Source organism: Stenotrophomonas sp. DDT-1 (assembly GCF_001580555.1).
GTDB lineage: Bacteria > Pseudomonadota > Gammaproteobacteria > Xanthomonadales > Xanthomonadaceae > Stenotrophomonas > Stenotrophomonas sepilia.
In genome coordinates this window covers 1-24,803 of record NZ_LEKR01000043.1, presented here as the reverse complement: position 1 = coordinate 24,803, position 24,803 = coordinate 1, and the positions used below count along the sequence as shown (strand labels likewise).

Sequence of the window (24,803 nt, the reverse complement as noted above, 5' to 3'; positions counted from 1 at the left end):
CTCCCCCGGTTATCAGCACATGAGCACCCACGCAGACAGCAAGCCCTGGACCGTTCCCGCCCTGGCCGAGGCCAAGCGCAATGGCCAGAAGCTGGTCATGTTGACCGCCTACGACGCTGGCTTCGCCCGCACTTTCGACGCGAATGGCATTGATCTGATCCTGATCGGTGATTCGCTGGGCATGGTCGTGCAGGGCCATGATTCGACCTTGCCGGTGACCGTGGCCGACATGGTCTACCACACCCGCGCCGTGGCCCGCGTACTGCAGCGAGCGCTGCTGGTGGCCGACCTGCCGTTCGGCGCCGACGCCACCCCGGAACGCGCGCTGGATGCATCGCTGCAGCTGCTGCAGGCCGGTGCCGAGATGGTCAAGATCGAAGGTGCCGGCTTCAAGGTCGACATCATCCGCTACCTGGTCGAGCGCGAGATTCCGGTCTGCGCGCACCTGGGCCTGACCCCGCAATCGGTGCTGCGCCTGGGCGGCTTCAAGATCCAGGGCCGCGGCGATGCTGCGCGCCAGCTGGTGGAGGATGCCAGGGCGGTGGCCGCCGCAGGCGCCAGCATCATGGTGCTCGAATGCGTGCCGACCCCCGTCGCCGCCGAAGTGACCGCTGCGGTGGATGTGCCGACCATCGGTATCGGTGCTGGCCCGCAGTGCGATGGCCAGGTGCTGGTGCTGCACGATTTCCTCGGCCTGGACAGTGGCCATCGCCGTCCCAAGTTCGTCAAGGATTTCCTTGCCGAAGGCGGCTCGGTGGCCGGTGCCACCCGCGCGTTTGCCGACGCCGTGCGCGATGGCAGCTTCCCCGACGAACAGCACGCCTACGCCCAATGATCCAGACCTTCAACGAGCTCGGCGCGCTGCGCGGGCAGATCGCCCAGTGGAAGCGCGAGGGCCTGCGCGTGGCGCTGGTGCCGACCATGGGCAACCTGCATGGGGGCCACCATTCGCTGGTGGCCCTGGCCCGCCAGTACGCCGACAAGGTGGTGGCGAGCATCTTCGTCAACCCGACCCAGTTCGGGCCGAACGAGGACTTCAGCCGCTACCCGCGCACGCCCGAGGCCGACGTGGCCGGGCTGGAGCAGGCAGGCTGCGATGCGGTGTGGCTGCCCAGCGTCGAGGCGATGTACCCGCTGGGCGTGGACAAGACCACGCGCATGCACGCGCCGGGCGTGAGTGAAGTGCTGGAAGGTGCGAGCCGTCCGGGGCACTTCGATGGCGTCTGCACGGTGGTGGCACGCCTGTTCCTGCAGGTGCAGCCGGACGTGGCCGTGTTCGGTCGCAAGGACTACCAGCAGCTGGCCGTGATCAAGCAGATGGTGGCCGAGCTGTCGTTCCCGGTCCAGATCGTCGGCGCCGAGATCGTGCGCGACGAGGACGGCCTGGCCAAGAGCTCGCGCAACCAGTACCTGAGCGCCGAACAGCGTCCGGTCGCGACCACCATCCACCGGACCCTGCTGGGCATGCGCGAAGGCTACGTGGCCGGGCAGGCACGTGAACGCATCGAGGCCGAGGCCACTGCCGCATTGCAGGCGGCCGGTTTCCAGGTTGACTACGCGGTGCTGCGCACTCCGGAGCTGGCCGAGCCGACCTTCGACGGCGGCGGCCGGGTGGCGCTGATCGCCGCGCGGCTGGGTACCACCCGGCTGATCGACAACCTGGAGTTCTGAGTTCCGGCGGTGCCGCGCGATGCATGGGGTCAGATCCCTTTCCCAGGGGAAAAGGGATCCGCCCCCGGTTTCACCGCCTACCTGAACAGGTTGCCGGCGGTAATGCCCCGCGCTGTGCGGGTGCTAGAATCCGCTCTTTCCTTTGCCGTTGCAGCGCCCCCCATGCACCTGTCCCTGCTCAAGACCAAGATCCACCGCGCCACCGTCACCCATTCCGAGCTGAACTACGAAGGCTCGATCGCCATCGACGACAACCTGCTGGCTGCCACGGGCATCCGCGAGTTCGAACAGGTGCATATCTGGGACGTGACCAACGGTGCGCGCTTCTCGACCTATGCCATCCGCGCCGAAGCCGGCAGCGGCGTTGTCTCGCTCAACGGTGGCGCCGCGCGCCACGTGCAGGTCGGCGACATCATCATCATCGCCGCGTTCGCCAGCATGACCGAGCAGGAAGCTGACAGCTTCAAGCCGAAGCTGGTGTACGTTGATGGCAACAACCAGATCACCCACACCAACGACACGATCCCGACCCAGGCCGCATGACAACGAACAACGGATTCGACTCGCTGCATTCCCACGCCCAGCGCCTGAAGGGCGCAAGCATTCCCAGCCTGCTCGCCGCCGAACCCGGCCGCGTGCAGGACCTGGCGCTGCGGGTCGGTCCGTTGTACGTCAACTTCGCCCGTCAGAAGTACGATGCCGCGGCGCTGCAGGCGTTGCTGGCGCTGGCTGCCGACCGTGATGTCGGCGGCGCCATCACCCGCCTGTTCCGCGGCGAGCAGGTCAATCTGACCGAAGGCCGCGCCGCGCTGCATACCGCGCTGCGTGGCGACGTGGTCGATGCGCCGGTGGCGGCCGAGGCCTATGCCACCGCGCGCGGCATCCGCCAGCGCATGGGCGTGCTGGTGCGCGCGCTGGAAGACAGTGGCGTGACCGATGTGGTCAGTGTCGGCATCGGGGGGTCCGACCTCGGCCCGCGCCTGGTCGCCGATGCGCTGCGCCCGGTCACCGGTGCGCGCCTGCGTGTGCATTTCGTGTCGAATGTGGACGGCGCCGCCATGCAGCGCACGCTGGCCACGCTGGATCCGGCGAAGACTGCCGGCATCCTGATCTCCAAGACCTTCGGTACCCAGGAAACCCTGCTCAACGGCCAGATCCTGCACGACTGGCTGGGCGGCAGCGAGCGCCTGTATGCGGTCAGCGCCAATCCGGAGCGCGCTGCCAAGGCCTTCGCGATCGCCGCCGATCGCGTGCTGCCGATGTGGGACTGGGTCGGTGGCCGTTATTCGCTGTGGTCGGCGGTGGGTTTCCCGATCGCGCTGGCGATCGGCTTCGAGCGTTTCGAGCAGCTGCTGGAAGGCGCCGCGCAGATGGATGCGCATGCGCTGGATGCACCGCTGGAGCGCAACCTGCCGGTGCTGCACGGCCTCACCGACATCTGGAACCGCAACCTGCTGGGCCATGCCACGCACGCGGTGATGACCTACGACCAGCGCCTGGCGCTGCTGCCGGCTTACCTGCAGCAGCTGGTGATGGAAAGCCTGGGCAAGCGCGTGCAGCGCGACGGCCAGCCGGTCACCGTCGACACCGTGCCGGTGTGGTGGGGCGGGGCAGGGACCGACGTGCAGCACAGCTTCTTCCAGGCGCTGCACCAGGGCACCAGCATCGTTCCGGCCGATTTCATCGGCTGCGTGCACAACGATGATCCCTACACGATCAATCACCAGGCCCTGCTGGCCAACCTGCTGGCGCAGACCGAAGCGCTGGCCAATGGCCAGGGCAGCGAAGATCCGCACCGCGACTACCCGGGAGGCCGGCCGAGTACGCTGATCCTGCTCGACGCGTTGACCCCGCAGGCGCTGGGTGCACTGATCGCCATGTACGAGCACGCTGTATACGTGCAGTCGGTGATCTGGAACATCAACGCCTTCGACCAGTTCGGTGTCGAGCTGGGCAAGCAGCTGGCCAGTGGCCTGTTGCCGGCGCTGCAGGGCGAGGATGTGGCGGTTGCCGATCCGATGACCCGCGAGATCCTGGCGCAGTTGAAGGGCTGATGCCCGGCACTACCGGTGCACGGCGTGGCGTCTCACCGGCTCGGATCGCGTTCCGGGCTGGGCCGCTTGGCCAGCTTGCGCTGCAGCGAGCGCCGGTGCATGCCGAGCAGGCGTGCGGCCGCTGACACGTTGCCGCCGGTCTCGTGCATCGCCTGCTGGATATGTTCCCACTGCAGGCGGCTGATCGGCGTCATCGCATCGGGCACTTCCATTTCGCCGTCGTCGGCCGGGCCGTCGTCCTCCTCGCCAAGCGCGCGCAGGATCATCGGCACCGTGGCCGGCTTCGGCAGGTAATCATCCGCGCCCAGCTTGATCGCCTCCACTGCGGTGGCGATGCTGGCATAGCCGGTCACCAGCAGGATGCGCATGTCCGCGCGCAGTGCGCGCAGCGGCTGGATCAGCGCCAGGCCGGAATCGCTGCCCAGCTTCAGGTCGATCAGCGCGAACGCCGGCGGATGCTGGCGGGCCAGTGCCAGGGCACTGGCGGCATCCTGTGCGGTCTGTGTTTCCAGGCCCTTGCGGGCCAGGCTGCGCTGCAGGGTACGCAGGTACAGCTCGTCGTCGTCGACCAGCAGACCAAGGGTTGAGGCGCTCATGGGGTTTCCTCGCGTGGGGCCAGCGGCAGGCGGAAGCCGACGCGGCTGCCGGCCCCCTGGGCCGGGCGCATCCACATCTCGCCGTCGAGGCGTTCGATGGTGGCATGGGACAGGGCCAGGCCGACGCCCATGCCCTCGCTCTTGCTGCTGCCGAACAGCTTGCCCGGCAGCACGGCGGCACGGGCGTCGAAACCATGGCCGTAGTCGCGTACTTCGCCGATCAGGTCGTCGCCCTCGATGCGCAGGTCCAGGTCCACGCGCGGCCGGCCGGCCTTCTCGCCGGCATCGGCGGCATTGTTGAGCAGGACCATCAGCAGGTGGCCTACGCCCGGGTCGAGCGGCAGCCGCAGCGGCGCATCGTCGTTGCGATGCAGGTCGATGGTCGGCCGCACCAGGCGCCATTGCTCCAGCACCTGCTGGGCGCTGGAGTGGCTGCGACCCGGTGCATCGGCCGAAGCCGGTGCGGCCAGTGCCAGCACGCGCTCGCGGCACTGCACCAGCAGCTCGCGCAGGGTTTCCATGTCCTCGCGCACTTCCGGCTCTTCGCTGCGCTCGGCGACATCGTCGGCGAGCAGGGTCATGGTCGCCAGCGGCGTGTTCAGTTCATGTGCCACCGAGGCGGCATGGGTGGCCAGGGCGACGATGCCCTCGTTGCGGGCGAAGCGCTCACGCAGCGCCGACAGTTCCAGTTCGCGCTCCCGCAGGGCCAGTGCCAGGCGGGTGGAGAAGGCCAGCACCACTGTGGCGGAAATCAGGAAGTTGGCGACCACGCCCCAGCGATTGAGGTCCTGAGCGCGGAAGTAGCCGTCCGGCAGCGCCTGCCCGAAGATGCCGCTGGCGGCGTAGCCGAGCAGGCAGGCCAGCGCGACCGCCAGTGCCCAGCGCAGGGGCAGGGCGAACGCGGCCAGCGCGATCAGGATCAGGAACAGTGAACTGAACGGGTTGGCCATGCCGCCGCTCCAGCCCACCATCCAGGTCAAGATGATCACGTCCACCAGGATATGGCCGAATGCGGTCAGCGGCGCAGTGTCGGCCGCTTCCGGGCGCAGCTGGGTGTAGACGTTGAACAGGGCCAGCACCGCCACGCCGGCCCACAACGGCAGCTGCGGCAACGGCAGGCCCAGCACCCAGGTCGCGACCAGGATGGTGGCGGCCTGGCCGCCTACGGCAAGCCAGCGCAGGCTGCACAGGGTACGGAGAAACGGGGCGTCGGGACCAGTCATTCACGCTCATCGTATGCGTTCATGCGTGTACATGCCTGCGACAATCGGCCGCAGCCGTGCCGCAGGCTGAATGCGAGTCACCCCGAATGCGGGAGTGGGCGGTAGAATGCGCCCATGCACGACGCCGTCACCCGCCCGACTCCCCCCTCCGATGCCACCGCCTGGCCCCGTCGCCAGACCCATGCCGTCCAGATCGGCGGGGTCACCGTAGGCGGCGGCAAGCCGGTGGTGGTGCAGTCGATGACCAACACCGATACCTCCGACGTGGCCTCCAGCGTGAAGCAGGTGGCCGAGTTGTGGCGTGCCGGCTCGGAGATGGTGCGGTTGACCGTCAACACCGTGGAAGCCGCTGCGGCCATTCCGCGCATCGTCGACAAGCTGGCGATGATGGGTATCGATGTACCGCTGATCGGTGACTTCCACTACAACGGCCACCAGCTGCTCACCGCCGAGCCGGCATGTGCGGAAGCGTTGGCCAAGTACCGCATCAACCCGGGCAATGTCGGCTTCGGCAAGAAGAAGGACCTGCAGTTCGCCCAGTTGATCGAGTTCGCGATCCGCTACAACAAGCCGGTGCGCATCGGCGCCAACTGGGGCTCGCTGGACCAGGCCCTGGCGGCGAAGCTGATGGACGAGAACAGCCTGCGCGAACAGCCCTGGGATGCCGGCCGCGTGCTGCGCGAAGCGCTGATCCGCTCGGCCCTGGATTCGGCCGAGCAGGCGGTGGAACTCGGCCTGCCGCGCGATCGCATCGTGCTGTCGGCCAAGGTCAGTGGCGTGCAGGAACTGATCGCGGTGTACCGCGACCTGGCCCAGCGCTCGGACTTCGCCCTGCACCTGGGCCTGACCGAAGCCGGTATCGGTAGCAAGGGCATCGTCGCCTCGTCGGCAGCGCTGAGCGTGCTGCTGCAGGAAGGCATCGGTGACACCATCCGCATCTCGCTGACCCCGGAGCCGGGCCAGTCGCGCACGCAGGAAGTGATCGTCGCCCAGGAACTGCTGCAGACCACCGGCCAGCGCGCCTTCACGCCGCTGGTCACGGCCTGCCCGGGCTGCGGCCGCACCACCTCCGAGTTCTTCCAGGAACTGGCCAAAGTGGTGCAGAACCACGTGCGCGAGAAGATGCCGCTGTGGAAGATCCACCACCCGGGTGCGGAGAACATGACCCTGGCGGTGATGGGCTGCATCGTCAACGGGCCGGGTGAGTCGCGCCATGCCAACATCGGCATCTCCCTGCCGGGCACGGGCGAGACGCCGGCGGCACCGGTATTCGTCGATGGCGAGAAGAAGGTGACCCTGCGTGGCGACAACATCGCCCAGGAGTTCGTCGCCCTGATCGACGATTACGTCGAACACAAATATGTCCGAAGCGCCGGATAAGCCTGCGATCCTCGCCGCACCGGAGTCCGCCTCCGGTTTCCGCCACTGGATGGCGCGCAATGCCTGGCGCCTGGTCCTGCTGTTCGGCGGCGTGCTGCTGCCGCTGGCCGGCTTCGTCGCCCTGGCGGACGAAGTGCACGAATTTGAATCGTTCCATTTCGATGCGCCGCTGCTGTGGCAGATGCATGGCCTGCATTCGCCATGGCTGGACCGCTTCTTCGTGCTCATCTCGAAACTGGGCTACGAGTGGTTCCTGATCCCTGCTGACGTGCTGATCATCGGTGCGCTGCTGGGCTACCGGCGCTGGCGCGAGGCGACCTTCGTCGCGGTCAGTTTCGTGGGATCGGCGTTGCTGAACATGGGCAGCAAGCACTTCTTCCAGCGCCAGCGCCCCAGCCTGTGGGAGTCGATTGCGCCGGAATCGACGTTCAGCTTCCCCAGCGGGCACGCCATGGGCTCGATGACCCTTGCCGCGACCCTGGTGCTGCTGGCCTGGAATACACGCTGGCGCTGGCCGGTACTGCTGCTGGCGCCCCCGTTCAGCCTGCTGGTGAGCGTCTCACGGGTCTATCTGGGCGTGCATTATCCCTCGGACATCCTGGCCGGATGGTGTGCCGCGCTGGTTTGGGTGGTAGGGTGCTATCTGGTCATGTTCAGTCGCCGGCATCCTTGGCGACGTCGGGATTCGCCGCCAGCGACGGCCAGCGAAGCATCATCACAGGGGGGTGACGTGGATGACCCTTCCGCGGCGTCTACGTAATAGATCAGTTGTTTCGTTGCAGCAGGTTCTGCAAGACAGGGGGCAAGCACAACGCGCGTTACTGTGATGCGCAAGGCAGAACGCCCGGATCGCGTCCCGAACGCGCTTGCAGGGGTATCGGCGTCCTGCCTAGCTTGACCTGCAATGGCCGCATTCGAAGAGGTACGTGAATGACGATTCGAGTCTACCTGGTGGATGACCATGCGCTGGTCCGCACCGGGATGAAGATGATCCTGTCGGGGGAGACCGACATCGAGGTGGTGGGCGAAGCCGAGACCGGTGAAGACGCACTGCGCGACGTCCGCCAGCTGCTGCCGGACGTGGTGCTGTGCGACCTGCACCTGCCCGGTGTGAGTGGCATGGAAGTGACCGAGCGCATCGTCCGCAGCCACCGCAACACCCGCGTGGTGATCGTGTCGGTGCTGGAAGACGGGCCGCTGCCGAAGCGCTTGCTGGAGGCGGGGGCCGCGGGCTACATCGGCAAGGGCTGCGATGCACAGGAGCTGCTGCGCGCGGTGCGCGATGTGGCCATGGGCCGTCGCTACCTGGGCACCAGCATCGCGCAGAACCTGGCCTTGTCGACGGTGGAGGGCAATGGTTCGCCGTTCGACAGCCTGTCGCCGCGAGAACTGGAAGTAGCATTGCTGCTGACCCAGGGCCTGCGCCAGGAAGACATCGCGCGGCGCCTGAGCCTGAGTGCCAAGACGGTGAACACGCACAGGGCGCGGTTGTTCGAGAAGATGGGGATCCACGACAACATCGCGCTGGCGCGCATGGCCAGCCAGTACGGGCTGGTGGATCCGGCGCGGCCGTTGTAAGGGATTCGGTCTTCCGTAGAGCCGAGCCCATGCTCGGCTGCTCTCCATTCCGCTGGAGTGGAGCCGAGCATGGGCTCGGCTCTACACCTGCTTCGGGCTCAGAGGCCGCGCACGCGCTTGATGATCTTCGCCGCGTCGGCGGCGCTGGCGCGCACCTTGTCCCATTCGCCGCCGGCGATCCAGTTGCCCGGTACCATCCACGAACCGCCGATGCAGACCACGTTCTTCTGCTCAAGGTACTCGGCGGCGGTGTTCTCGGTGATGCCGCCGGTCGGGCACAGCTTCAGGTCCGCCACCGGGCCGGCCAGTCCCTTGATCATCGCCAGCCCGCCCACGGCCGTGGCCGGGAACAGCTTGCACACGCGGAAGCCGCGGGCGTAGAGCGACAGCAGCTCGGTCGGCGTCGCCGCACCCGGCACCACCGGCAGCGGCGCGGCGGCAAGTGCATCAGCCAGCGCCGACGGCGTACCCGGCGTCACCAGGAAGTCCGCACCCGCATCGATCGACTGCTGCATCTGCTCCACGGTCAGCACCGTACCGGCACCCACCACCACGTCCGGCAGCTCGCGCTTGAGCATTGCCAGCGCTTCCATCGCCACCGGCGTGCGCAGCGTCAGCTCGATCGCCGGCAGACCACCTTCCAGCAGCGCCGCACTCACCGCGCGGGCCTGGTCCAGCGTATGAATCGTCACCACGGGCAGGATGCCCGCCGCATGCAACAGCTCCGCCGCCTTCACCTGATGTCGTTCGATACCCATGCTTTTGCCCTTGCCTTTGCTCTTCTTGATTCAGTGGCCGCAGCGCAAATGACGCGCCGGGAATTGTCCAAGGGCAGTAGAGCGCCCTGGCCGGGACCGTGAGCGGCATGGATGCCGCGATCGAGCCCCCATGGATGGGTTTACGGCGTGTCCCGGCCAGGGCGCTCTACTGCCCAAGCCGGGAAGCCTGCCGCGGCTTTTCGCGTCAGGCGTCTTTCGCCTCATGCGGCGCCGCCGCCGCTGCCGCATCGTGCCCCAGCTCATACTCCGCGTCGTAGTCCCACGGCCCGCCATCGGCCGCCGCCGGCCCGCACGAAATCGAAATCGCCCCCTGGTCCGCCGGACCCACCACGCGACGGTTGATCGCAAACAGATTGCGGCCCAGGTCATGCGCGGCCGGCGCGGTGTTCGGCGCCAGCGGACGTGCTGCCCATTCCGCCGCGTCCACCAGCACTTCCAGCGTGCCGGCCTCACCGTCGAGGCGGATCATGTCGCCCTCGCGGACCTTGGCCAGCGGGCCACCGCGCGCCGCTTCCGGCGTCACATGGATGGCCGCTGGGATCTTGCCCGACGCACCGGACAGGCGGCCGTCGGTGACCAGCGCCACGCGCCGGCCCTGGTTCTGCAGCAGGCCCAGCAGCGGTGCCAGCGAATGCAGTTCGGGCATGCCGTTGGCACGCGGACCCTGGTAACGCACCACCGCCACGAAGTCCTGCGGCAGCAGGCCACCGGCGTGCAGCTTGTTCAATACCTGCGGTGCATCGACCACCACCGCCGGTGCTTCGATCGTCCGGTACTGCGGTTTCACCGCCGACAGCTTGATCAGCGACTTGCCGAGGTTGCCGCGCAGCAGGCGCAGGCCACCCTGGTGCTCGAACGGATTGTCGACCCCACGCACCACTTCGTCATCGGCACTGTGTTCCAGGCCCGGCAGGTAGACCAGCCGGCCGTCACGCAGCTGCGGCTCGCGCGCATAGTCGGCCATGCCGCCACGCGCGACGCTGACCAGGTCGCCGTGCATCAGGCCCGCCTTGATCAGCTCGCCGAACACGAAGGCCGGACCGCCAGCGGCCGCGAAACGGTTCACGTCGGCCTCGCCGTTCGGATAGACACGGGCCAGCAGCGGAATCAGCTGCGACAGTTCGTCGAAGTCGTCCCAGGTCAGCACGATGCCGGCCGCACGCGCCACCGCGATCCAGTGGATGGTGTGGTTGGTCGAACCACCAGTGGCCATCAGCGCGATGACCGCATTGATGATCGCGCGCTCGTCGATGATCCGGCCCAGCGGGCGGAAGTCGTCGCCCAGTGCGGTGATGTCCAGCGCGCGTTCGGTTGCCTCGCGGGTCAGGGCGTCGCGCAGCGGCGTGCCCGGATTGACGAACGAGGCGCCGGGCAACTGCACGCCCATGGCTTCCAGCAGCACCTGGTTGGAGTTGGCCGTGCCGTAGAAGGTGCAGGTGCCCGCACCGTGGTACGACGCGGACTCGGCTTCCAGCAGCTCTTCGCGGGTGGCCTCACCGGCGGCGTAGCGCTCGCGCACTTCGGCCTTCTGCTTGTTCGGGATGCCCGGGGTCATTGGGCCGGCGGGTACGAACACCGCCGGCAGATGGCCGAAGGCCAGCGCACCGATCAGCAGGCCCGGCACGATCTTGTCGCACACGCCGAGGTAGACGGTGGTATCGAACATGTCATGGCTGAGGCCGATGGCCGTGGCCTGGGCAATGACATCGCGCGAGAACAGCGACAACTCCATGCCACCACGGCCCTGGGTGACACCGTCGCACATTGCAGGGACGCCGCCGGCGACCTGTGCGGTGGCGCCCAGCTCGCGGGCGATGTCGCGGATCTGTTCGGGATAGGTCTCGAACGGCTGGTGCGCCGACAGCATGTCGTTGTAGGCGGTGATGATGCCCAGGTTCGGCGTCACGCCGCCGCGCAGGCGGCTCTTGTCGGTGCCGCCGCAGGCGGCGAACCCGTGGGCGAGGTTGCCGCAACTCAGGCGGCTGCGGAACGGGCCCTCACGCAGGGAGGCATCGATCGCGGCCAGATAGGCGGCGCGCGAGGCGGCGCTGCGGCGGATGACGCGCTCAGTGATGGCTTGCAGTTGAGGATGGAGGCTCATTGGCTACCGGCGTTCGTGGTGGCGAGAGGCAAGCGGCGGCACGGCGCCGCCGCCGACATCAATCAGCCCAGTGGACGCGCAGGCGCGCGCCTTCCAGGTTGATCGCATTGAGGATCGGATACTGCTGGGCATCGTTGCTGTCCAGCGCCTGGCGCAGTACCTGCAGCTTCTGCTTGCCGCGCAGCAGCAACAGGCGCTGGCGGCACTGGCGCAGGCCGTGCGGGGTCAGCGTGATGCGCAGCGGCCACTGGTTCGCGCCTGGGCAGCCAGTGGCATCCAGCGCAGCGTAGGGCAGGGTGCTTTCCAGTGCGCGTGCGAGGTCTTTCGAGCCCGGGAACAGCGAGGCGGTGTGCCCGTCGTTGCCCATGCCCAGCGCTACCAGGCTCGGCGGCTGGCTGTGCTGCGCCTGCAGGTTGGCGGTGTACACGCATTCGGGCAGTGGCTTGCCGATCCGTACCAGCGGATCGAAGTGGGCGCCCTCGGTACGCTTGAGCAGGTGCTCGCGCACCAGCCAGGCGTTGCTGTCGCGATCCTGCGGCGACAGCCAGCGCTCGTCGGCCAGGCTCACTTCAACCCGGTCCCAGTGCACGTCCAGCTCGGCCAGTGCCTGGTAGACCGGGGCCGGCGTGGTGCCGCCGGACAACAGGATGCGGGCGCGGCCCACTTCATTGATGTCGTGGTTGAGGGTGCGTGCCATCTCAGCGGCCACCGCTTCGATCCAGCCGTCGGCGTCGCCGTGCTGGATGAACTCGATGCGATCGTCGTGGAAGCTGGGGTTCATGCGGCAACTCCTGGTGCGTCACGTTCGGCGTCGGTGGCATAGGCGGCGGCGCCCAGCAATCCGGCGTGGGGATGCATCACCGCCAATGAGGGCACGCGCGCCATGATGGAGGAGAAGCGGCCCTTGTGTTCGAAGCGCTGGCGGAAACCAGAGTGCTGCAGCGAATCGAGCATCTTCGGGGTCAGGCCGCCGGTCAGGAACACGCCATCCCAGGCGCCCTGGGTGAGCACCAGGTCACCGGCGATGGCGCCGAACACGGCACAGAACACGTCCACGGTGCGCATTGCCTGCGGATCACCGTGCAGGGCGCGGGCGGTCACGTCCACCGGCTGCAGCTGGCCCGGGTCGATACCGGCCATCTCGCACACGGCGCGGTGGATGTTGACCAGGCCGGGGCCACAGATCAGGCGCTCGTTGGAGACGCGGCCGAACTGTTCGGACAGGATCTCGAGGATGCGGATCTCTTCCGGGGTTCCCGGCGGGAAGCTGACATGGCCGCCTTCGGTTTCCAGCGGGTAGCAGCGGCCGTGGCGCATGATCAGGCCGCCCACGCCGAGGCCGGTACCCGGCCCGATCACTGCGTAGTTGCGCGGCTGGCCCGGCTTGCCCGGTACCCAGGCGGCACCGCCGACCTGGACCACGTCCTCGGGCTGCAGCAGCGAGATCGCCATCGCCTGTGCGGCAAAGTCGTTGATCAGGTGCAGTTCGTCGAAACCGAGCATCGCTGCGGTGCGGCTGCGCGAGATCACCCACGGATGGTTGGTGATGCGTGCTTCATCACCATCAACGCGACCGGCCACTGCGAACACGCCGCGGCTTGCGGTGGCACCGATCTGTTCCAGATGGTGGCGCGCGGCATCACCCAGCGAAGGGAACTCCGTCACCGCGTACTCGCGGATGCTGTCCTTCTGCAGAGGTGCGTCCTGCGAGGTGTCAGCCAGGGCGAAGCGGGCATTGGTGCCACCGATGTCGGCCACCAGCACCGGCTGCGAACTGGCCCTCATGCCGACGCTCCACTGTCCGGTGCGTCCACGCCCTGCGGCAGGAACTCGCCGGCATTGCTCGGGCCCCATTGGCCGGCGGGGTAGGGTTCCAGCGGCAGCTTGGCGTCCTTCCAGGCGTCGGCGACGCTGTCGATCCAGGCCCACGCTGCACGCACTTCGTCGTCGCGCACGAACAGCGTGTGATTGCCATTGAAGGCGTCCAGGAACAGGCGCTCGTAAGCGATGCGGCGATGCAGGCCGGTTGGCACTGACAGTTCCAGTTCCAGCGGATGCAGTTCCAGCGCGCCCCATTCCGGGCCGGCCAGGCTGCTCATCAGGCCCAGTTCGATGTTTTCCTGCGGCTGCAGCTGGAACACCAGGCGGTTCGGTGCGGCCTGCGCGCGCTGCGGGCGCTCGAACAGCCAATGGGTGACCGGCTTCAGCGTGACCACCACGCGGGTGGTGCGCTCGGGCAGGCGCTTGCCGGTGACCAGATGGAACGGCACGCCGCTCCAGCGCCAGTTGTCGATATGCGCGGTGACACCGGCGAAGGTTTCCACGTCGCTACCTTCCGGCGGCTGGTAAGCCTGCGCCGGCTGGCCGTTGATGGTGCCGGCGGTGTAGCGGCCGCGGATGCTGTCACGCGCGGCGTGCTTCGCGTCGAGCGGGCGAAGGGCGCGCAGCACCTTGACCTTCTCGTCGCGGATGCGGTCGGCCTCCAGCGACGCCGGCGGCTCCATCGCCACCATGCACAGCAGCTGCAGGATGTGGCTCTGCACCATGTCGCGCAGCGCGCCGGAGCGGGCATAGTAGGCGTCACGGCCGTCCACGCCTTCGCTCTCGGCCACCAGGATGTGCACCGATTCGATGTAGTTGCGGTTCCACACCGCTTCCAGCAGCGTATTGCCGAAGCGCAGCGCGATCAGGTTCTGCACTGCCGCCTTGCCCAGGTAGTGGTCGAGGCGGAACACGCGGTCCTCGTCGATCCACTGGCCGATGGTGCTGATGATTTCCTCGGCGCTCTGGCTGTCGCTGCCGATCGGCTTCTCCAGCATCAGGCGTGCCGGCGCGGCGAGGGCGCCGCCCTTGGCCAGGCCTTCGCAGGTGGAAATGTACAGGCCCGGCGGAATGGCGAGGTAGCTGACGCACTTGCGGTGCACCAGGTCGGAGACCGCAGCGGCAACCGAGTCGACGTCGCGCAGGTCCACCGAACGGTAGTCGATGCGGCGCAGCAGGGCAGCAATGTCGTCCTGCGTGGCCATCGGCATGGCCTGCTGCAGGCGCGGCCGCAGGATGTCATGGAAGGCTTCGGTGTCATGCCCGGACAGGGCCAGTGCGCGGATGCGGAAGTCCTCCGGCAGCAGGCCGTCGCCAAGCAGGCGAAGCAGCGAAGGGAACAGGTAGCGCTGGGCCAGATCACCTGTGGCACCGAACAGGAAGAGGGTGTCGTGCATCGCTCGAGTTTCAGATCCGGGTGACATCGTTGTCAATCGCTTCATGGCTGGGTTCGGGGGACATCCGCGCAACTGCCTGTCCGAGGTTCGTCAGGGGCGATCTCCGGGGTTGCGGAAGACCGTTCCATTCGAAACCACTACCTCGGCGGAACCTTCGTTCAACCGCCGACGCAGATCGGTGCGCACCGATCATCGGATAGTGCCACGTGAAAACGTTTACATGGCAGAATGGGCAACTGTATTCGATTGCAGTGCTCGCCGTCATGCGGCAAGCGCGCAATCATCACTGCCATCGGGAGGGCCGAGGCAGTCCCAAAAGACAGCCCGGCTTCGGGCGGACCGGATAGGTGATATGGCAAAAGTGCAGTTGCAGGGTGTGCGCAAGGTCTATGACAACGGCCAGGTCGCGGTGAAGGACGCCAGCTTCGAGGTCGCCGATGGCGAGCTGATGGTGCTGGTCGGTCCGTCCGGCTGTGGCAAGTCGACCCTGTTGCGGATGGTGGCGGGCCTGGAAGAGATCAGCGGCGGCACGCTGACCATCGGTGATCGCGTGGTCAACGACGTGGCGCCGAAGGATCGCGACATCGCCATGGTGTTCCAGAGCTACGCGTTGTACCCGCACATGACCGTGGCCGAGAACCTGGCCTTCGGCCTGAAGCTGCGCGGGCATGACAAGGCGACCATCGACAAGCGCATTGCCGAGGCGGCGCAGACGCTGGGCCTGACCGAGATGATGGACAAGCTGCCCAAGGCGATGTCCGGTGGCCAGCGCCAGCGCGTGGCACTGGGCCGGGCGCTGGTGCGCGAGCCGGCGGTGTTCCTGCTCGACGAGCCGCTGTCCAATCTCGACGCCAAGCTGCGGCACAGCGTGCGTACCGAGATCGCGCAGCTGCACCGCAAGCTGGGCACCACCATGATCTACGTGACGCACGACCAGGTCGAAGCGATGACCCTGGGCCAGCGCATCGTGGTGCTGAAGGACGGCATCATCCAGCAGATCGATACGCCGATGGCGCTGTACGATCGCCCGGCCAACCTGTTCGTGGCCGGTTTCCTCGGCAGCCCGGCGATGAACGTGCTGCGTGGCACGTTGCAGGGCGATGCCGGCGGCGTGAGCGTGGTCGACGGCGAATGGCGTGCACCGCTGGGCCAGGCGATGATCGATCCGGCATGGCTGCAGAAGCCGATCGCGGTGGGCGTGCGCCCGGAGCACCTGCAGCCAGCGGCTGCCGATGATGCGCATGCATTCACCGCGCGCATCGAAGGCATCGAGCCGGTCGGCAACGAGATCTTCGTCAATCTGAGCAGTGGCCAGCATGCGCTGACCATGCGCGTGGCACCGCAGTCGCTGCCAGCAGTGGGCGAGCAGATCCGCGTGGCGATTCACCCGCAGGGGCTGCACTTCTTCAACCCGGAAACCGGCGAGCGCCTCTGACGCTGTAGCGCCTCTGACGCTGTAGAGCCGAGCCCACGCTCGGCTGCTTCGTTGCGGTGCGGACCAACGGTCCGCACCCACCATGGCGGCGGTAGCGCCGGGCCGTGCCCGGCGTGAACCTCAGCGCGCCAATCCATCCAGCAACGGCACGCGCTGCGCGATGGCATCACCCACCTGCAGGTCGGCGTCACTGGCTTCCAGCGGCAGCACCGCCAGCGCCAGGTTGCCGGCCACGCTGGCGACCGTGCCCAGCGTCGCGCCGTCCTGCAGCACGCCATCGCCGGCCTGTGCCGGTGCCGCGGTATGCAGCAGCTGCACCGCGCGCTTGGCCTTGCCGAGGAAATGGGTGCGGGCGACGATTTCCTGGCCCGGGTAGCAGCCTTTCTTCACGCTGTAGCCATTCAGGCGGTCCAGGCCCAGCTGCTGCGGGGTCCACACTTCGCGCTGGCTTTCGTCCAAGCGCGACAATCCGTAGCGCAGGTCGGCCTGGCGCCAGGCGAGGGCGAAGGCGGCTTCATCGGTTTCGCTTCCGGATGCAACGGCATCCGTCGCCCCGATGCGCAGGGTGCGCGGCAGGGCGTCGCTGCCCAGGTCCAGCTCCCAGCCGTCACCTGCAGCGTGCGCGATCGCGGCGCCGCTGGCAGCCTCGGGCGCAGTGAACGCACCGGCCACGGCCAGATCGCTGCGCACCTGTACCTTCACCTTGCGACGGAACACGAAGCGCTGCAGTTGCGACGCAATCGCATCGGCATCGCCGTCGGCGAGCACCAGCATCACGTGATCGTCGGCCAGCCGGAGCAGCTGGAACACTGCCAGGGTGCGGCCCTTGGCACTCAGCCAGGCGCTCCACTGCCAGTGCAGCAGGGGCAGGGCGGTGACGTCGCTGCTGAACTGGGCGTGGGCGAAGGCGGCCGCATCCGGGCCCTGCAGGCTCAGCAGCTGGTGGCCGGGCAGGCGCGGATATCCGACGAAAGCAGGGGGCAGGTTGTCAGGCACGTGAACGAGGTCTAAAATTTGTGCGTTGCGAGACCGAACATGATAGGCCAAACAACCCCCACTCCCGACGACGAATCTGAAGCCCCGCTGGTCCCCGCGGCACCCGTGCCCGTGGAACAGGAAAAAGCAGAGGAATTCGGCGGCCGCGGCGGACTTGATCCGGTGCGGTATGGCGATTGGGAGAAAAACGGACGCTGCATCGATTTCTGATCAGCATTGAGCCAACGCGGCCGCGTGCCGCCCAGCCGAGACAACGAGCCCAGCGAATGGCGACCAGACAACGCCCACTTTCCCCGCACCTTCAGGTGTATCGCTGGCAGATTCAGATGGCCACCTCGATCCTGCATCGAGCCACCGGCATCTTTCTGTCTGTTGGTGCCCTCATCATCGCTGCCGGCCTGCTGGCCCTGATGATGGGGCCCGAGTCCTGGAACTGCTTCACCGGCCATGCCGGGGCCTGGTATGGCCGCGTGTTCCTGTTCGCGTGGACATGGTCGTTCGCCTATCACCTGTGCAATGGCATCCGCCATGTGGTGCAGGACTTCGCCATCGGCTTCAGCATCCCTGCCTTCATCCGCAGCAGCTGGCTGTCGGTCATCGGCAGCCTGGTGATCACCCTGCTGGTGTGGGCCTATGTGATGTTCGGAGGTGCCGCGTGAGCAAGTTCCGTACCCCGCTGAAGAACGTGCGCGGCCTGGGCTCGGCCAAGACCGGCACCGAGCACTTCGTGCACCAGCGCCTGACCGCTGCCGCGCTGGTGGTGCTGGGCATCTGGTTCCTGGTCTTCGTGCTGGGCCTGCTGGGCTCGGATTACGCGACCGCCGCCGCCGCCGTGGCCAAGCCGTGGAATGCAGTGCCGTTGATCGGCCTGCTGATCGCCATGTTCTGGCACGCGCAGCTCGGCATGCAGGTCGTGCTGGAAGACTACATCCACGAATCGCTGCTGGCCCTGGTGCTGCAGACCGCGGTGAAGTTCGTCGCCGTGCTCGGCATGATCGTCAGTGTGTTTGCGGTGGGCCGCATCGCCCTCGGCGTTGCCTGAGCCCAGGCACCTACACAGGAATCCAGATTAGATGTCCGCTTACAAGATCACCGAACACAAGTACGACATGGTCGTGGTCGGCGCCGGCGGTGCCGGCCTGCGCGCCACGTTCGGCCTGGCCGCCAAGGGCCTGCAGACCGTGTGCCTGACCAAGGTCTTCCCGACCCGTTCGCACACCGTTGCCGCCCAGGGCGGTATTTCGGCCGCACTCGGCAACATGGGCGAGGACGACTGGCGCTACCACTTCTTCGACACCATCAAGGGGTCGGACTGGCTGGGCGACCAGGACGCCATCGAGTACATGTGCCGTGAGGCCATCCCGGCCATCATCGAACTGGAACACTACGGCGTGCCGTTCTCGCGCACCGCCGAAGGCAAGATCTACCAGCGTCCGTTTGGTGGCATGACCACCAAGTACGGCGAAGGCCCGGCGGCGCAGCGTACCTGCGCGGCGGCCGACCGTACCGGCCACGCGATGCTGCATACCCTGTACCAGCAGTCGCTGAAGCACGATGCGCGCTTCATGATCGAGTACTTCGCGCTCGACCTGATCTTCGACGACGAAGGCGCCTGCCGCGGCGTGCTGGCCCTGGACATGTCCGATGGCACGCTGCACCTGTTCCGCGCCCAGGGCGTGGTGCTGGCCACCGGCGGCTACGGCCGTGCCTACTTCAGCGCCACCTCGGCGCACACCTGCACCGGCGACGGTGGCGGCCTGGCCATGCGTGCCGGCATCGCCATGCAGGACATGGAGTTCGTGCAGTTCCACCCGACCGGCATCTACGGCGCCGGCTGCCTGATCACCGAGGGTGTCCGCGGTGAAGGCGGCATCCTGCGCAACAGCAGCGGCGAGCGCTTCATGGAGCGCTATGCACCGCACTACAAGGATCTGGCCTCGCGCGACGTGGTCAGCCGTTCGATGACCATCGAGATCCGCGAAGGCCGCGGCGTCGGCGAGCACAAGGACCACATCCTGCTCGACCTGACCCACCTCGGCCCGGGCGTGATCGACGAGAAGCTGCCGGGCATCGCCGAGAGCGCCCGCATCTTCGCCGGCGTCGACGTGCACAAGCAGCCGATCCCGGTCATTCCGACCGTGCACTACAACATGGGCGGCATCCCGACCAACTACCACGGTGAAGTGGTGCAGAAGGTCGGCGACAACGACAACGCCGTGGTGCCGGGCCTGTACGCCATCGGCGAAGCGGCCTGCGTGTCCGTGCACGGCGCCAACCGCCTGGGCTCGAACTCGCTGCTCGACCTGGTGGTGTTCGGCCGTGCGGTGGCCAACCGCTGCGCCGAGACCATCAAGCCGGGTGCCGCGCACAAGCCGCTGCCGGCCGATGCCTGCGACAAGGCGCTGGGCCTGCTGGACAAGCTGCGCCACGCCAACGGCGATACCCCGACCTCGGTCATCCGCGATCGCATGCAGCGCACCATGCAGGCCGACGCGGCCGTCTTCCGCACCAGCCAGACGCTGAAGGAAGGCTGCGAGAAGATGGACAAGATCTTCGACTCGTTCCAGGACGTGAAGGTCTCCGACCGTTCGCTGGTCTGGAACTCGGACCTGATCGAGACCTACGAGCTGAACAACCTGCTGCTCAACGCGGTGGCGACGATCAACTCGGCCGAACAGCGCAAGGAAAGCCGTGGTGCGCATGCGCACGAGGACTATCCGGACCGCGACGACGTCAACTGGCAGAAGCACACCCTGGTCAGCGTCGACGAGAAGGGCAAGTGCAGCTTCGACTACCGTCCGGTGCACATGTACACGTTGACCGACGACGTGTCCGTGGTGCCGCCGAAGCCGCGCGTGTACTGATCCGACCCCGCCTACCATGCAATCCGCGCCCACGGGCGCGGGCCGCCTGAGCCAACGAGAGCAGCCATGGCCGAGTTTTCACTCCCCAAGAATTCCAAGATCACGAAGGGCAAGCACTTCCCCGTCAAGAACGGCGGCAAGAATGTGCGCACCTTCAAGATCTACCGCTGGAGTCCGGACGACGACAGCAACCCGCGCACCGATACCTATGAAGTCGATCTGGACGCCTGTGGCCCGATGGTCCTGGACGCCCTGATCAAGATCAAGAACGAGATCGACCCGACCCTGACCTTCCGCCGTTCCTGCCGCGAAGGTATCTGTGGTTCGTGCGCGATGAACATCGACGGCACCAACACCCTGGCCTGCACCCGAGCCATCTCGGACTGCGGCAAGAAGGAAGTGCCGATCTACCCGCTGCCGCACATGAACGTGGTCAAGGATCTGGTTCCGGACCTGACCCACTTCTACGCGCAGTACGCCTCGATCAAGCCGTGGATCCGCACCCAGACCCCGGCACCGCCGGACCGCGAGCGCCTGCAGTCGCCGGAAGACCGCAAGAAGCTCGACGGCCTGTACGAGTGCATCCTGTGCGCCTGCTGCTCGACCAGCTGCCCGAGCTACTGGTGGAACGGCGAGCGTTACCTGGGCCCGGCAATCCTGCTGCAGGCCTACCGCTGGATCATCGACTCGCGCGATGAGGACACCGGTGCGCGCCTGGACGATCTGGAAGATCCGTTCAAGCTGTACCGCTGCCATACCATCATGAACTGCGCCCGGACCTGCCCGAAGGGCCTGAACCCGGCGCTGGCGATCGCCGAGATCAAGAAGCTGATGATGGAGCGCCGCGCCTGATACAGGCCTGGCAGTACCCGGTGGAGCCACGTCACGCGAGGCTGCGCCACCCAGTAGAGCCACGCCATGCGTGGCTTTGCTGTATCTGGAGAAGCACGATGGAAGACGATGTCCTGCTGAAGAAGCTGCGCTGGCGCTGCCGCCGCGGCATGCGCGAACTGGACCAGCTGTTCGGCCGCTACCTGGACCGTGAGTGGAGCACTGCACCGACCGGAGAGCGCGAGGTTTTCCTGTTCCTGCTCGACTGCGAGGACGATAAGTTGTGGCGCTGGTTCATGGGCTATGAGGCCTGCCCGCATGCGCACGCGATCCCCCTCATGCAGAAGATCCTCGCCCTCAAGCCTTGAGTGGCGCCCCTCGCGGCTGCAGGCCGCCGCCCAGTTGGCGGTGCTGCTGGCCTCCCCCTGGTTGTTGCGCGCCTCGGATCTGCCTGCGCGGCTGCTGATGCCCGCGCTGCTGCTGGCCTGGGGCGTCGGCTTGGCCGAACTGGCCTGGCGCCAGCGCAGGCCGCGCGTGCAGGTGCTTCTGCCTCCGCTTCCCGAGGCATTGCAGGTGGCCGGACGGGACGTCGATACGCCACGGCTGGTGGTGCGTGGCCCATGGTTGTTGTTGCTGTGGCGTGAGGATCGGCGCCGCCGGCGCCTGCTGTTCTGGCCGGATGTGCTCGATTCAGGGCAGCGACGTGAACTGCGACTGGCCGTGGCCACACGCAGCGTTTCCCGTCGGCCCCGGTCAATGGCACCATAAGCTGAATTGACCGGCGTGCCTGCATGTTCAAACCCATTCCCGTGGCCATCGGCCTGCGCTACCTGCGCGCCAAGCGCCGCAACGGCTTCATTTCCTTCATCTCGATGGCATCGATCCTGGGCATCGCGCTCGGCGTTACGGTGCTGATCACCACCCTGGCGGTGATGAGCGGTTTCCAGAAGGAAATCCGCAGCCGCCTGCTGCAGATGACCGCCCATACCACCATCAGCCGCGACGGCGAGCCGATGCCGGACTGGATGCGGGTGGTTGATGTTGCCCGCAAGGATCCGCGCGTGGCGGGTGCCGCGCCGTACATCGAGATCCAGTCGATGATCAGCGGCCCGCGCGTGCAGGGCGCGATCATCCAGGGCATCGATCCGGCGCTGGAGCCGAACGTCTCGGTGATCGACAGGAAGGTCACCAAGGGCAGCTATGACAGCCTCAAGCCGGGCAGCTTCAACCTGCTGCTGGGCAAGGAGCTGGCGATCTGGCTGGGCGTGGACGTTGGCGACCAGGTGCTGGTGACCTTTGCCGAAGTGCAGGGCACGCCGGCCGGTGCGGTGCCACGGATGAAGCGCTTCACCGTCAGCGGCATCTTCGAGGCCGGGTACAACGAGGTCGATCGCGGCGTCGGCTTCGCCAACATGCAGGACCTCGAGCGTGTTCTGCGCAGTGACGGCGCCACCGGCGTGCGGCTGAAACTGCACGACATGGACCGTTCGCTGGAAGTGGGCGTGGACCTGGCGCAGAGCCTCGGCGGTGCCTACCGCGTGAGTGACTGGACGCAGCAGAACGCCAACCTCTACCACTCGCTGCGCATGGAGAAGGTGGTGATGGGCATCCTGCTGTCGCTGATCATCGCCATGGGGGCCTTCAACCTGGTGTCCTCGCAGGTGATGCTGGTGACCGACAAGCAGGCCGACATTGCCATCCTGCGCACCCTGGGCCTGACCCCGGGCGGGGTGATGCAGGTGTTCATGGTGCAGGGCTCGTTGATCGGCATCTTCGGCACGCTGGCCGGCCTGATCGGTGGCATCACCCTGACCCTCAACCTGGAGCGCATCCTCGGCGCTATCGAGAGCGTGTTCAACGTCAAGCTGATGCCGGAGGATGTGTACTACATCACCGGCCTGCCGACCGACATGCAGACCGGCGACGTGGTGGCGATCACCGTGGTCGCACTGCTGATGAGCTTCCTGGCCACCCTGTATCCCGCCTGGCGGGCAGCACGCACCCAGCCGGCGGAGGCCCTGCGTTATGAATAAGGTCTTCAACCGCGGCGACGAAGTGATCCGCGCCGAAGCACTGGGCAAGACCTACGCCGAAGGGCGCATGCAGACCCCGGTGTTCGATGGGCTGGACCTGACCGTGACTGCTGGCGAGACGGTGGCGATCATCGGCGCCTCCGGTGCCGGCAAGAGCACGCTGCTGCACCTGCTGGGCGGCCTGGACATTCCGACTGCCGGCGAAGTGTATGTGACCGGCCAGCGCATGTCGGCGCTGTCGGATACCGCGCGCGGCCTGCTGCGCAACCAGGCGCTGGGCTTCGTCTACCAGTTCCATCACCTGCTGCCGGAGTTCACCGCGCTGGAAAACGTGATGATGCCGGTGCTGCTGGCCGGCACCGCCGTGGCCGAGGCGAGCAGCCGGGCCACCACGCTGCTGGAAGCGGTCGGCCTCGGCCATCGCCTGGACCACAAGCCGGGCGAGCTGTCCGGCGGCGAACGCCAACGTGCCGCAGTGGCGCGCGCGCTGGTCAATCATCCGGCCTGCGTGCTCGGCGACGAGCCGACCGGTAACCTGGATGACCGCACCGCCGGCACCGTGTTCGAGCTGATGCTGGAACTCAACCGCGCGCGTCATACCAGCCTGGTGCTGGTGACCCACGACCGCAGCCTGGCACGGCGCCTGGACCGGGTGCTGGAGCTACGCGAAGGGCGCCTGCACGCACTGGCCCACGCCGACGTCTGAGCGCTGGGACCGCTTTGGTAGAGGCTGGCCTTGGGTGGCTGCTCCTGCAGGGCAAGCGCCAACCAAGGTTGGCGTCTACCGTGGTCCGGCCAGTAGCCGCCGACCGGCGGCTGAATGGGGCGCGAGCCGTCGCGCCGGCGTTGCCAGCCCAGGCGCATGATGGCGACAGTTCCCCGAGGAGATCGCCATGAAGACCCCGATCCTGATGGCTGGGCTCTGCCTGGCACTGGCCGCCTGTGCGACCACCGGCCGGCTCAGCAGTACCGAGAAACTGGATCTGTACCGTGCCCACGCCGGCGCGCCGCAGAATGACATGCAGTTCTTTGGCAGCCTCAATGGCTGGACCGAGCTGGGCGACAGTGCGCTGGCGGTGTGGACCCGTCCCAGCGAAGCCTATCTGCTGGAGTTGAATGGTCCCTGCCAGGACCTGCCATATGCGACCGCCATCGGCCTGACCAGCAGCATGGGCCGCGTGTCGTCGCGCTTCGACAAGGTGCTGGTGCGCGACCCCACCGGCGGCCCGCGCCTGCCGTGCTTCATCAACAGCATCCGCAAGCTGGACGTGAAGGCCCTGCGTGCGTCCGAACAGGAGCTGCGACAGGCGCAGGTGCAGGAGCGCGAGGAATCCGGGAAATAAACGGGTAGCGCCGGGCCATGCCCGGCGGATGCCTAGACGCCGGGCATGGCCCGGCGCTACCGGCAGGTCAGGCTTCCGGGGTGAAGCCGGCCGGCTTTTCCGCGTCCTTCTCGAACAGGAACTTGACCAGTTCGCCTTCAAGGAACGCACGATGTTCCGGCGTGCGCGGCGACAGCCGGTTCTCGTTGATCAGCATGGTCTGGTGGGCCAGCCACGCGGCCCAGGCCTGCTTGCCGATGTTGTTGAAGATGCGCTGGCCCAGCTCGCCGGGGTAGGGCACGAAGTCCAGGCCCTCGGCATCGCGTTGTTCGTACTGGCAGAAGACGGTTCGGGGCATGGCACTCACTCGTGGTTGCGGGGTTTGCTGGAATTTCGTTTCGGCGTCTTGATCGTGGCGCCGTCGAGCAGTTTGCGGATCGGTGCCGGCAGGCCCAATGCGGGTAGCTCGTCGTTGGCGACCCAGCGCAGCGTGGGTTCTTCCACGCGCAGGCCGCGCACCTTCCGTGACAATACCTGCAGGTGCAGCCTGTAGTGGCTGAAGGTGTGCTGCAGCACCGGCAGTTCCTCCGCATCTTCCAGCGAGCCGTCGACATGTGCGTCGAACCAGTCCTGCAGGTCGCTGCCGGCCTCGGCCTGCGGCAGCGTCCACAGCTGCGCCCAGATGCCGGTGTCCGGCCGCTTCTGCAGCAGCACGCGCTGCT

General features: G+C 67.1%; 28 protein-coding genes. 18 read left to right on the top strand and 10 right to left on the bottom strand.

What is annotated here, in order from left to right; genetic code table 11:
- The first annotated feature begins 19 nt into the window (after positions 1-19).
- The 4 genes from panB to pgi all read left to right on the top strand — a co-directional run bounded on the left by panB (position 20) and on the right by pgi (position 3,725).
- Complete coding sequence (panB, locus tag AB839_RS17185) at positions 20-835, top strand: 3-methyl-2-oxobutanoate hydroxymethyltransferase (RefSeq protein WP_061480290.1); 816 nt, start codon at positions 20-22, stop codon at positions 833-835.
- Complete coding sequence (panC, locus tag AB839_RS17180; RefSeq protein WP_061480289.1) at positions 832-1,671, top strand: pantoate--beta-alanine ligase; 840 nt, start codon at positions 832-834, stop codon at positions 1,669-1,671. Before panB ends, panC begins: the two co-directional genes overlap by 4 nt.
- A gap of 162 nt (positions 1,672-1,833) precedes the next feature.
- Positions 1,834-2,214 carry an aspartate 1-decarboxylase gene (gene panD, locus AB839_RS17175; protein ID WP_006432456.1) on the top strand — a complete coding sequence of 127 codons (381 nt, stop codon included), beginning with the start codon at positions 1,834-1,836 and terminating at the stop codon, positions 2,212-2,214.
- Positions 2,211-3,725 (top strand): glucose-6-phosphate isomerase, encoded by a 1,515-nt coding sequence (gene pgi, locus AB839_RS17170; protein WP_049439728.1) that lies wholly within the window; start codon positions 2,211-2,213, stop codon positions 3,723-3,725. Before panD ends, pgi begins: the two co-directional genes overlap by 4 nt.
- A gap of 32 nt (positions 3,726-3,757) precedes the next feature.
- Here the strand turns inward: pgi and AB839_RS17165 are convergent, their stop codons facing one another.
- Positions 3,758-4,321, bottom strand: coding sequence for a response regulator transcription factor (locus AB839_RS17165; protein ID WP_005409063.1), 564 nt, complete (start codon positions 4,319-4,321; stop codon positions 3,758-3,760).
- Positions 4,318-5,544, bottom strand: coding sequence for an ATP-binding protein (locus tag AB839_RS17160; protein ID WP_049414674.1), 1,227 nt, complete (start codon positions 5,542-5,544; stop codon positions 4,318-4,320). The genes AB839_RS17165 and AB839_RS17160 overlap by 4 nt, the downstream gene beginning before the upstream one ends.
- A gap of 114 nt (positions 5,545-5,658) precedes the next feature.
- Here AB839_RS17160 and ispG point away from each other — a divergent pair, with 114 nt between their 5' ends.
- The 3 genes from ispG (at position 5,659) to AB839_RS17145 (ending at position 8,502) form a co-directional block, all read left to right on the top strand.
- Positions 5,659-6,924: a flavodoxin-dependent (E)-4-hydroxy-3-methylbut-2-enyl-diphosphate synthase gene (gene ispG / locus AB839_RS17155; protein ID WP_061480288.1), complete on the top strand. Its 1,266-nt coding sequence runs from the start codon at positions 5,659-5,661 to the stop codon at positions 6,922-6,924.
- Positions 6,905-7,684, top strand: a complete 780-nt coding sequence (locus AB839_RS17150; protein WP_061480287.1) for a phosphatase PAP2 family protein — start codon at positions 6,905-6,907, stop codon at positions 7,682-7,684. Before ispG ends, AB839_RS17150 begins: the two co-directional genes overlap by 20 nt.
- 170 nt (positions 7,685-7,854) lie before the next feature.
- On the top strand, positions 7,855-8,502 hold the full coding sequence (locus AB839_RS17145; protein ID WP_061480286.1) for a response regulator: 648 nt from the start codon (positions 7,855-7,857) through the stop codon (positions 8,500-8,502).
- 98 nt (positions 8,503-8,600) lie between these two features.
- On the opposite strand, the gene eda is transcribed toward AB839_RS17145, so the two are convergent.
- The 5 genes from eda to zwf form a co-directional block, all read right to left on the bottom strand.
- On the bottom strand, positions 8,601-9,260 hold the full coding sequence (gene eda / locus AB839_RS17140; protein WP_061480285.1) for a bifunctional 4-hydroxy-2-oxoglutarate aldolase/2-dehydro-3-deoxy-phosphogluconate aldolase: 660 nt from the start codon (positions 9,258-9,260) through the stop codon (positions 8,601-8,603).
- Positions 9,261-9,465: 205 nt separating this feature from the next.
- A complete protein-coding gene (gene edd, locus AB839_RS17135) occupies positions 9,466-11,382 on the bottom strand; it encodes a phosphogluconate dehydratase (protein WP_061480284.1) in 1,917 nt (638 codons plus the stop codon).
- A gap of 58 nt (positions 11,383-11,440) precedes the next feature.
- Positions 11,441-12,163 (bottom strand): 6-phosphogluconolactonase, encoded by a 723-nt coding sequence (gene pgl / locus AB839_RS17130; protein ID WP_049413491.1) that lies wholly within the window; start codon positions 12,161-12,163, stop codon positions 11,441-11,443.
- On the bottom strand, positions 12,160-13,167 hold the full coding sequence (gene glk / locus AB839_RS17125) for a glucokinase (RefSeq protein WP_061480283.1): 1,008 nt from the start codon (positions 13,165-13,167) through the stop codon (positions 12,160-12,162). The genes pgl and glk overlap by 4 nt, the downstream gene beginning before the upstream one ends.
- Positions 13,164-14,600 carry a glucose-6-phosphate dehydrogenase gene (zwf, locus tag AB839_RS17120; RefSeq protein WP_061480282.1) on the bottom strand — a complete coding sequence of 479 codons (1,437 nt, stop codon included), beginning with the start codon at positions 14,598-14,600 and terminating at the stop codon, positions 13,164-13,166. The genes glk and zwf overlap by 4 nt, the downstream gene beginning before the upstream one ends.
- Positions 14,601-14,952: 352 nt before the next feature.
- On the opposite strand from zwf, the gene ugpC reads away from it, so the two are divergent.
- Positions 14,953-16,035: a sn-glycerol-3-phosphate ABC transporter ATP-binding protein UgpC gene (ugpC, locus tag AB839_RS17115; protein ID WP_061480281.1), complete on the top strand. Its 1,083-nt coding sequence runs from the start codon at positions 14,953-14,955 to the stop codon at positions 16,033-16,035.
- Positions 16,036-16,155: 120 nt separating this feature from the next.
- On the opposite strand, the gene AB839_RS17110 is transcribed toward ugpC, so the two are convergent.
- Entirely contained in the window at positions 16,156-17,031 is an 876-nt protein-coding gene (locus AB839_RS17110; RefSeq protein ID WP_061480280.1) for a folate-binding protein YgfZ, read from the bottom strand.
- Positions 17,032-17,070: 39 nt separating this feature from the next.
- On the opposite strand from AB839_RS17110, the gene AB839_RS22040 reads away from it, so the two are divergent.
- The 10 genes from AB839_RS22040 to AB839_RS17065 all read left to right on the top strand — a co-directional run bounded on the left by AB839_RS22040 (position 17,071) and on the right by AB839_RS17065 (position 24,102).
- Positions 17,071-17,241 carry a DUF1674 domain-containing protein gene (locus tag AB839_RS22040; protein WP_005409075.1) on the top strand — a complete coding sequence of 57 codons (171 nt, stop codon included), beginning with the start codon at positions 17,071-17,073 and terminating at the stop codon, positions 17,239-17,241.
- 56 nt (positions 17,242-17,297) lie between these two features.
- The gene (gene sdhC, locus AB839_RS17105) at positions 17,298-17,690 is read left to right on the top strand and encodes a succinate dehydrogenase, cytochrome b556 subunit (RefSeq protein ID WP_005416132.1); all 393 of its coding nucleotides are present in this window, start codon (positions 17,298-17,300) and stop codon (positions 17,688-17,690) included.
- Positions 17,687-18,073, top strand: a complete 387-nt coding sequence (gene sdhD / locus AB839_RS17100) for a succinate dehydrogenase, hydrophobic membrane anchor protein (protein ID WP_005409077.1) — start codon at positions 17,687-17,689, stop codon at positions 18,071-18,073. The genes sdhC and sdhD overlap by 4 nt, the downstream gene beginning before the upstream one ends.
- Before the next feature lie 31 nt (positions 18,074-18,104).
- Positions 18,105-19,895, top strand: a complete 1,791-nt coding sequence (gene sdhA / locus AB839_RS17095) for a succinate dehydrogenase flavoprotein subunit (protein WP_014036803.1) — start codon at positions 18,105-18,107, stop codon at positions 19,893-19,895.
- A 66-nt stretch (positions 19,896-19,961) separates the two neighbouring features.
- Positions 19,962-20,747, top strand: coding sequence for a succinate dehydrogenase iron-sulfur subunit (locus tag AB839_RS17090; protein WP_005409079.1), 786 nt, complete (start codon positions 19,962-19,964; stop codon positions 20,745-20,747).
- 98 nt (positions 20,748-20,845) lie between these two features.
- Positions 20,846-21,094 (top strand): succinate dehydrogenase assembly factor 2, encoded by a 249-nt coding sequence (locus tag AB839_RS17085; protein ID WP_049413478.1) that lies wholly within the window; start codon positions 20,846-20,848, stop codon positions 21,092-21,094.
- Positions 21,045-21,494, top strand: coding sequence for a hypothetical protein (locus AB839_RS17080; RefSeq protein ID WP_061480279.1), 450 nt, complete (start codon positions 21,045-21,047; stop codon positions 21,492-21,494). The genes AB839_RS17085 and AB839_RS17080 overlap by 50 nt, the downstream gene beginning before the upstream one ends.
- 23 nt (positions 21,495-21,517) lie before the next feature.
- Positions 21,518-22,759: a lipoprotein-releasing ABC transporter permease subunit gene (locus tag AB839_RS17075; RefSeq protein WP_061480278.1), complete on the top strand. Its 1,242-nt coding sequence runs from the start codon at positions 21,518-21,520 to the stop codon at positions 22,757-22,759.
- Positions 22,752-23,465: a lipoprotein-releasing ABC transporter ATP-binding protein LolD gene (gene lolD, locus AB839_RS17070; protein WP_014036806.1), complete on the top strand. Its 714-nt coding sequence runs from the start codon at positions 22,752-22,754 to the stop codon at positions 23,463-23,465. Before AB839_RS17075 ends, lolD begins: the two co-directional genes overlap by 8 nt.
- A gap of 187 nt (positions 23,466-23,652) precedes the next feature.
- Positions 23,653-24,102 carry a DUF6491 family protein gene (locus tag AB839_RS17065; protein ID WP_053500546.1) on the top strand — a complete coding sequence of 150 codons (450 nt, stop codon included), beginning with the start codon at positions 23,653-23,655 and terminating at the stop codon, positions 24,100-24,102.
- Between the two features lie 67 nt (positions 24,103-24,169).
- Here the strand turns inward: AB839_RS17065 and AB839_RS17060 are convergent, their stop codons facing one another.
- Positions 24,170-24,439 carry an oxidative damage protection protein gene (locus tag AB839_RS17060; protein WP_014036808.1) on the bottom strand — a complete coding sequence of 90 codons (270 nt, stop codon included), beginning with the start codon at positions 24,437-24,439 and terminating at the stop codon, positions 24,170-24,172.
- Between the two features lie 5 nt (positions 24,440-24,444).
- Positions 24,445-24,803: NUDIX domain-containing protein (locus AB839_RS17055; protein ID WP_197467693.1), on the bottom strand; the 359-nt coding region annotated here is incomplete at its 5' end.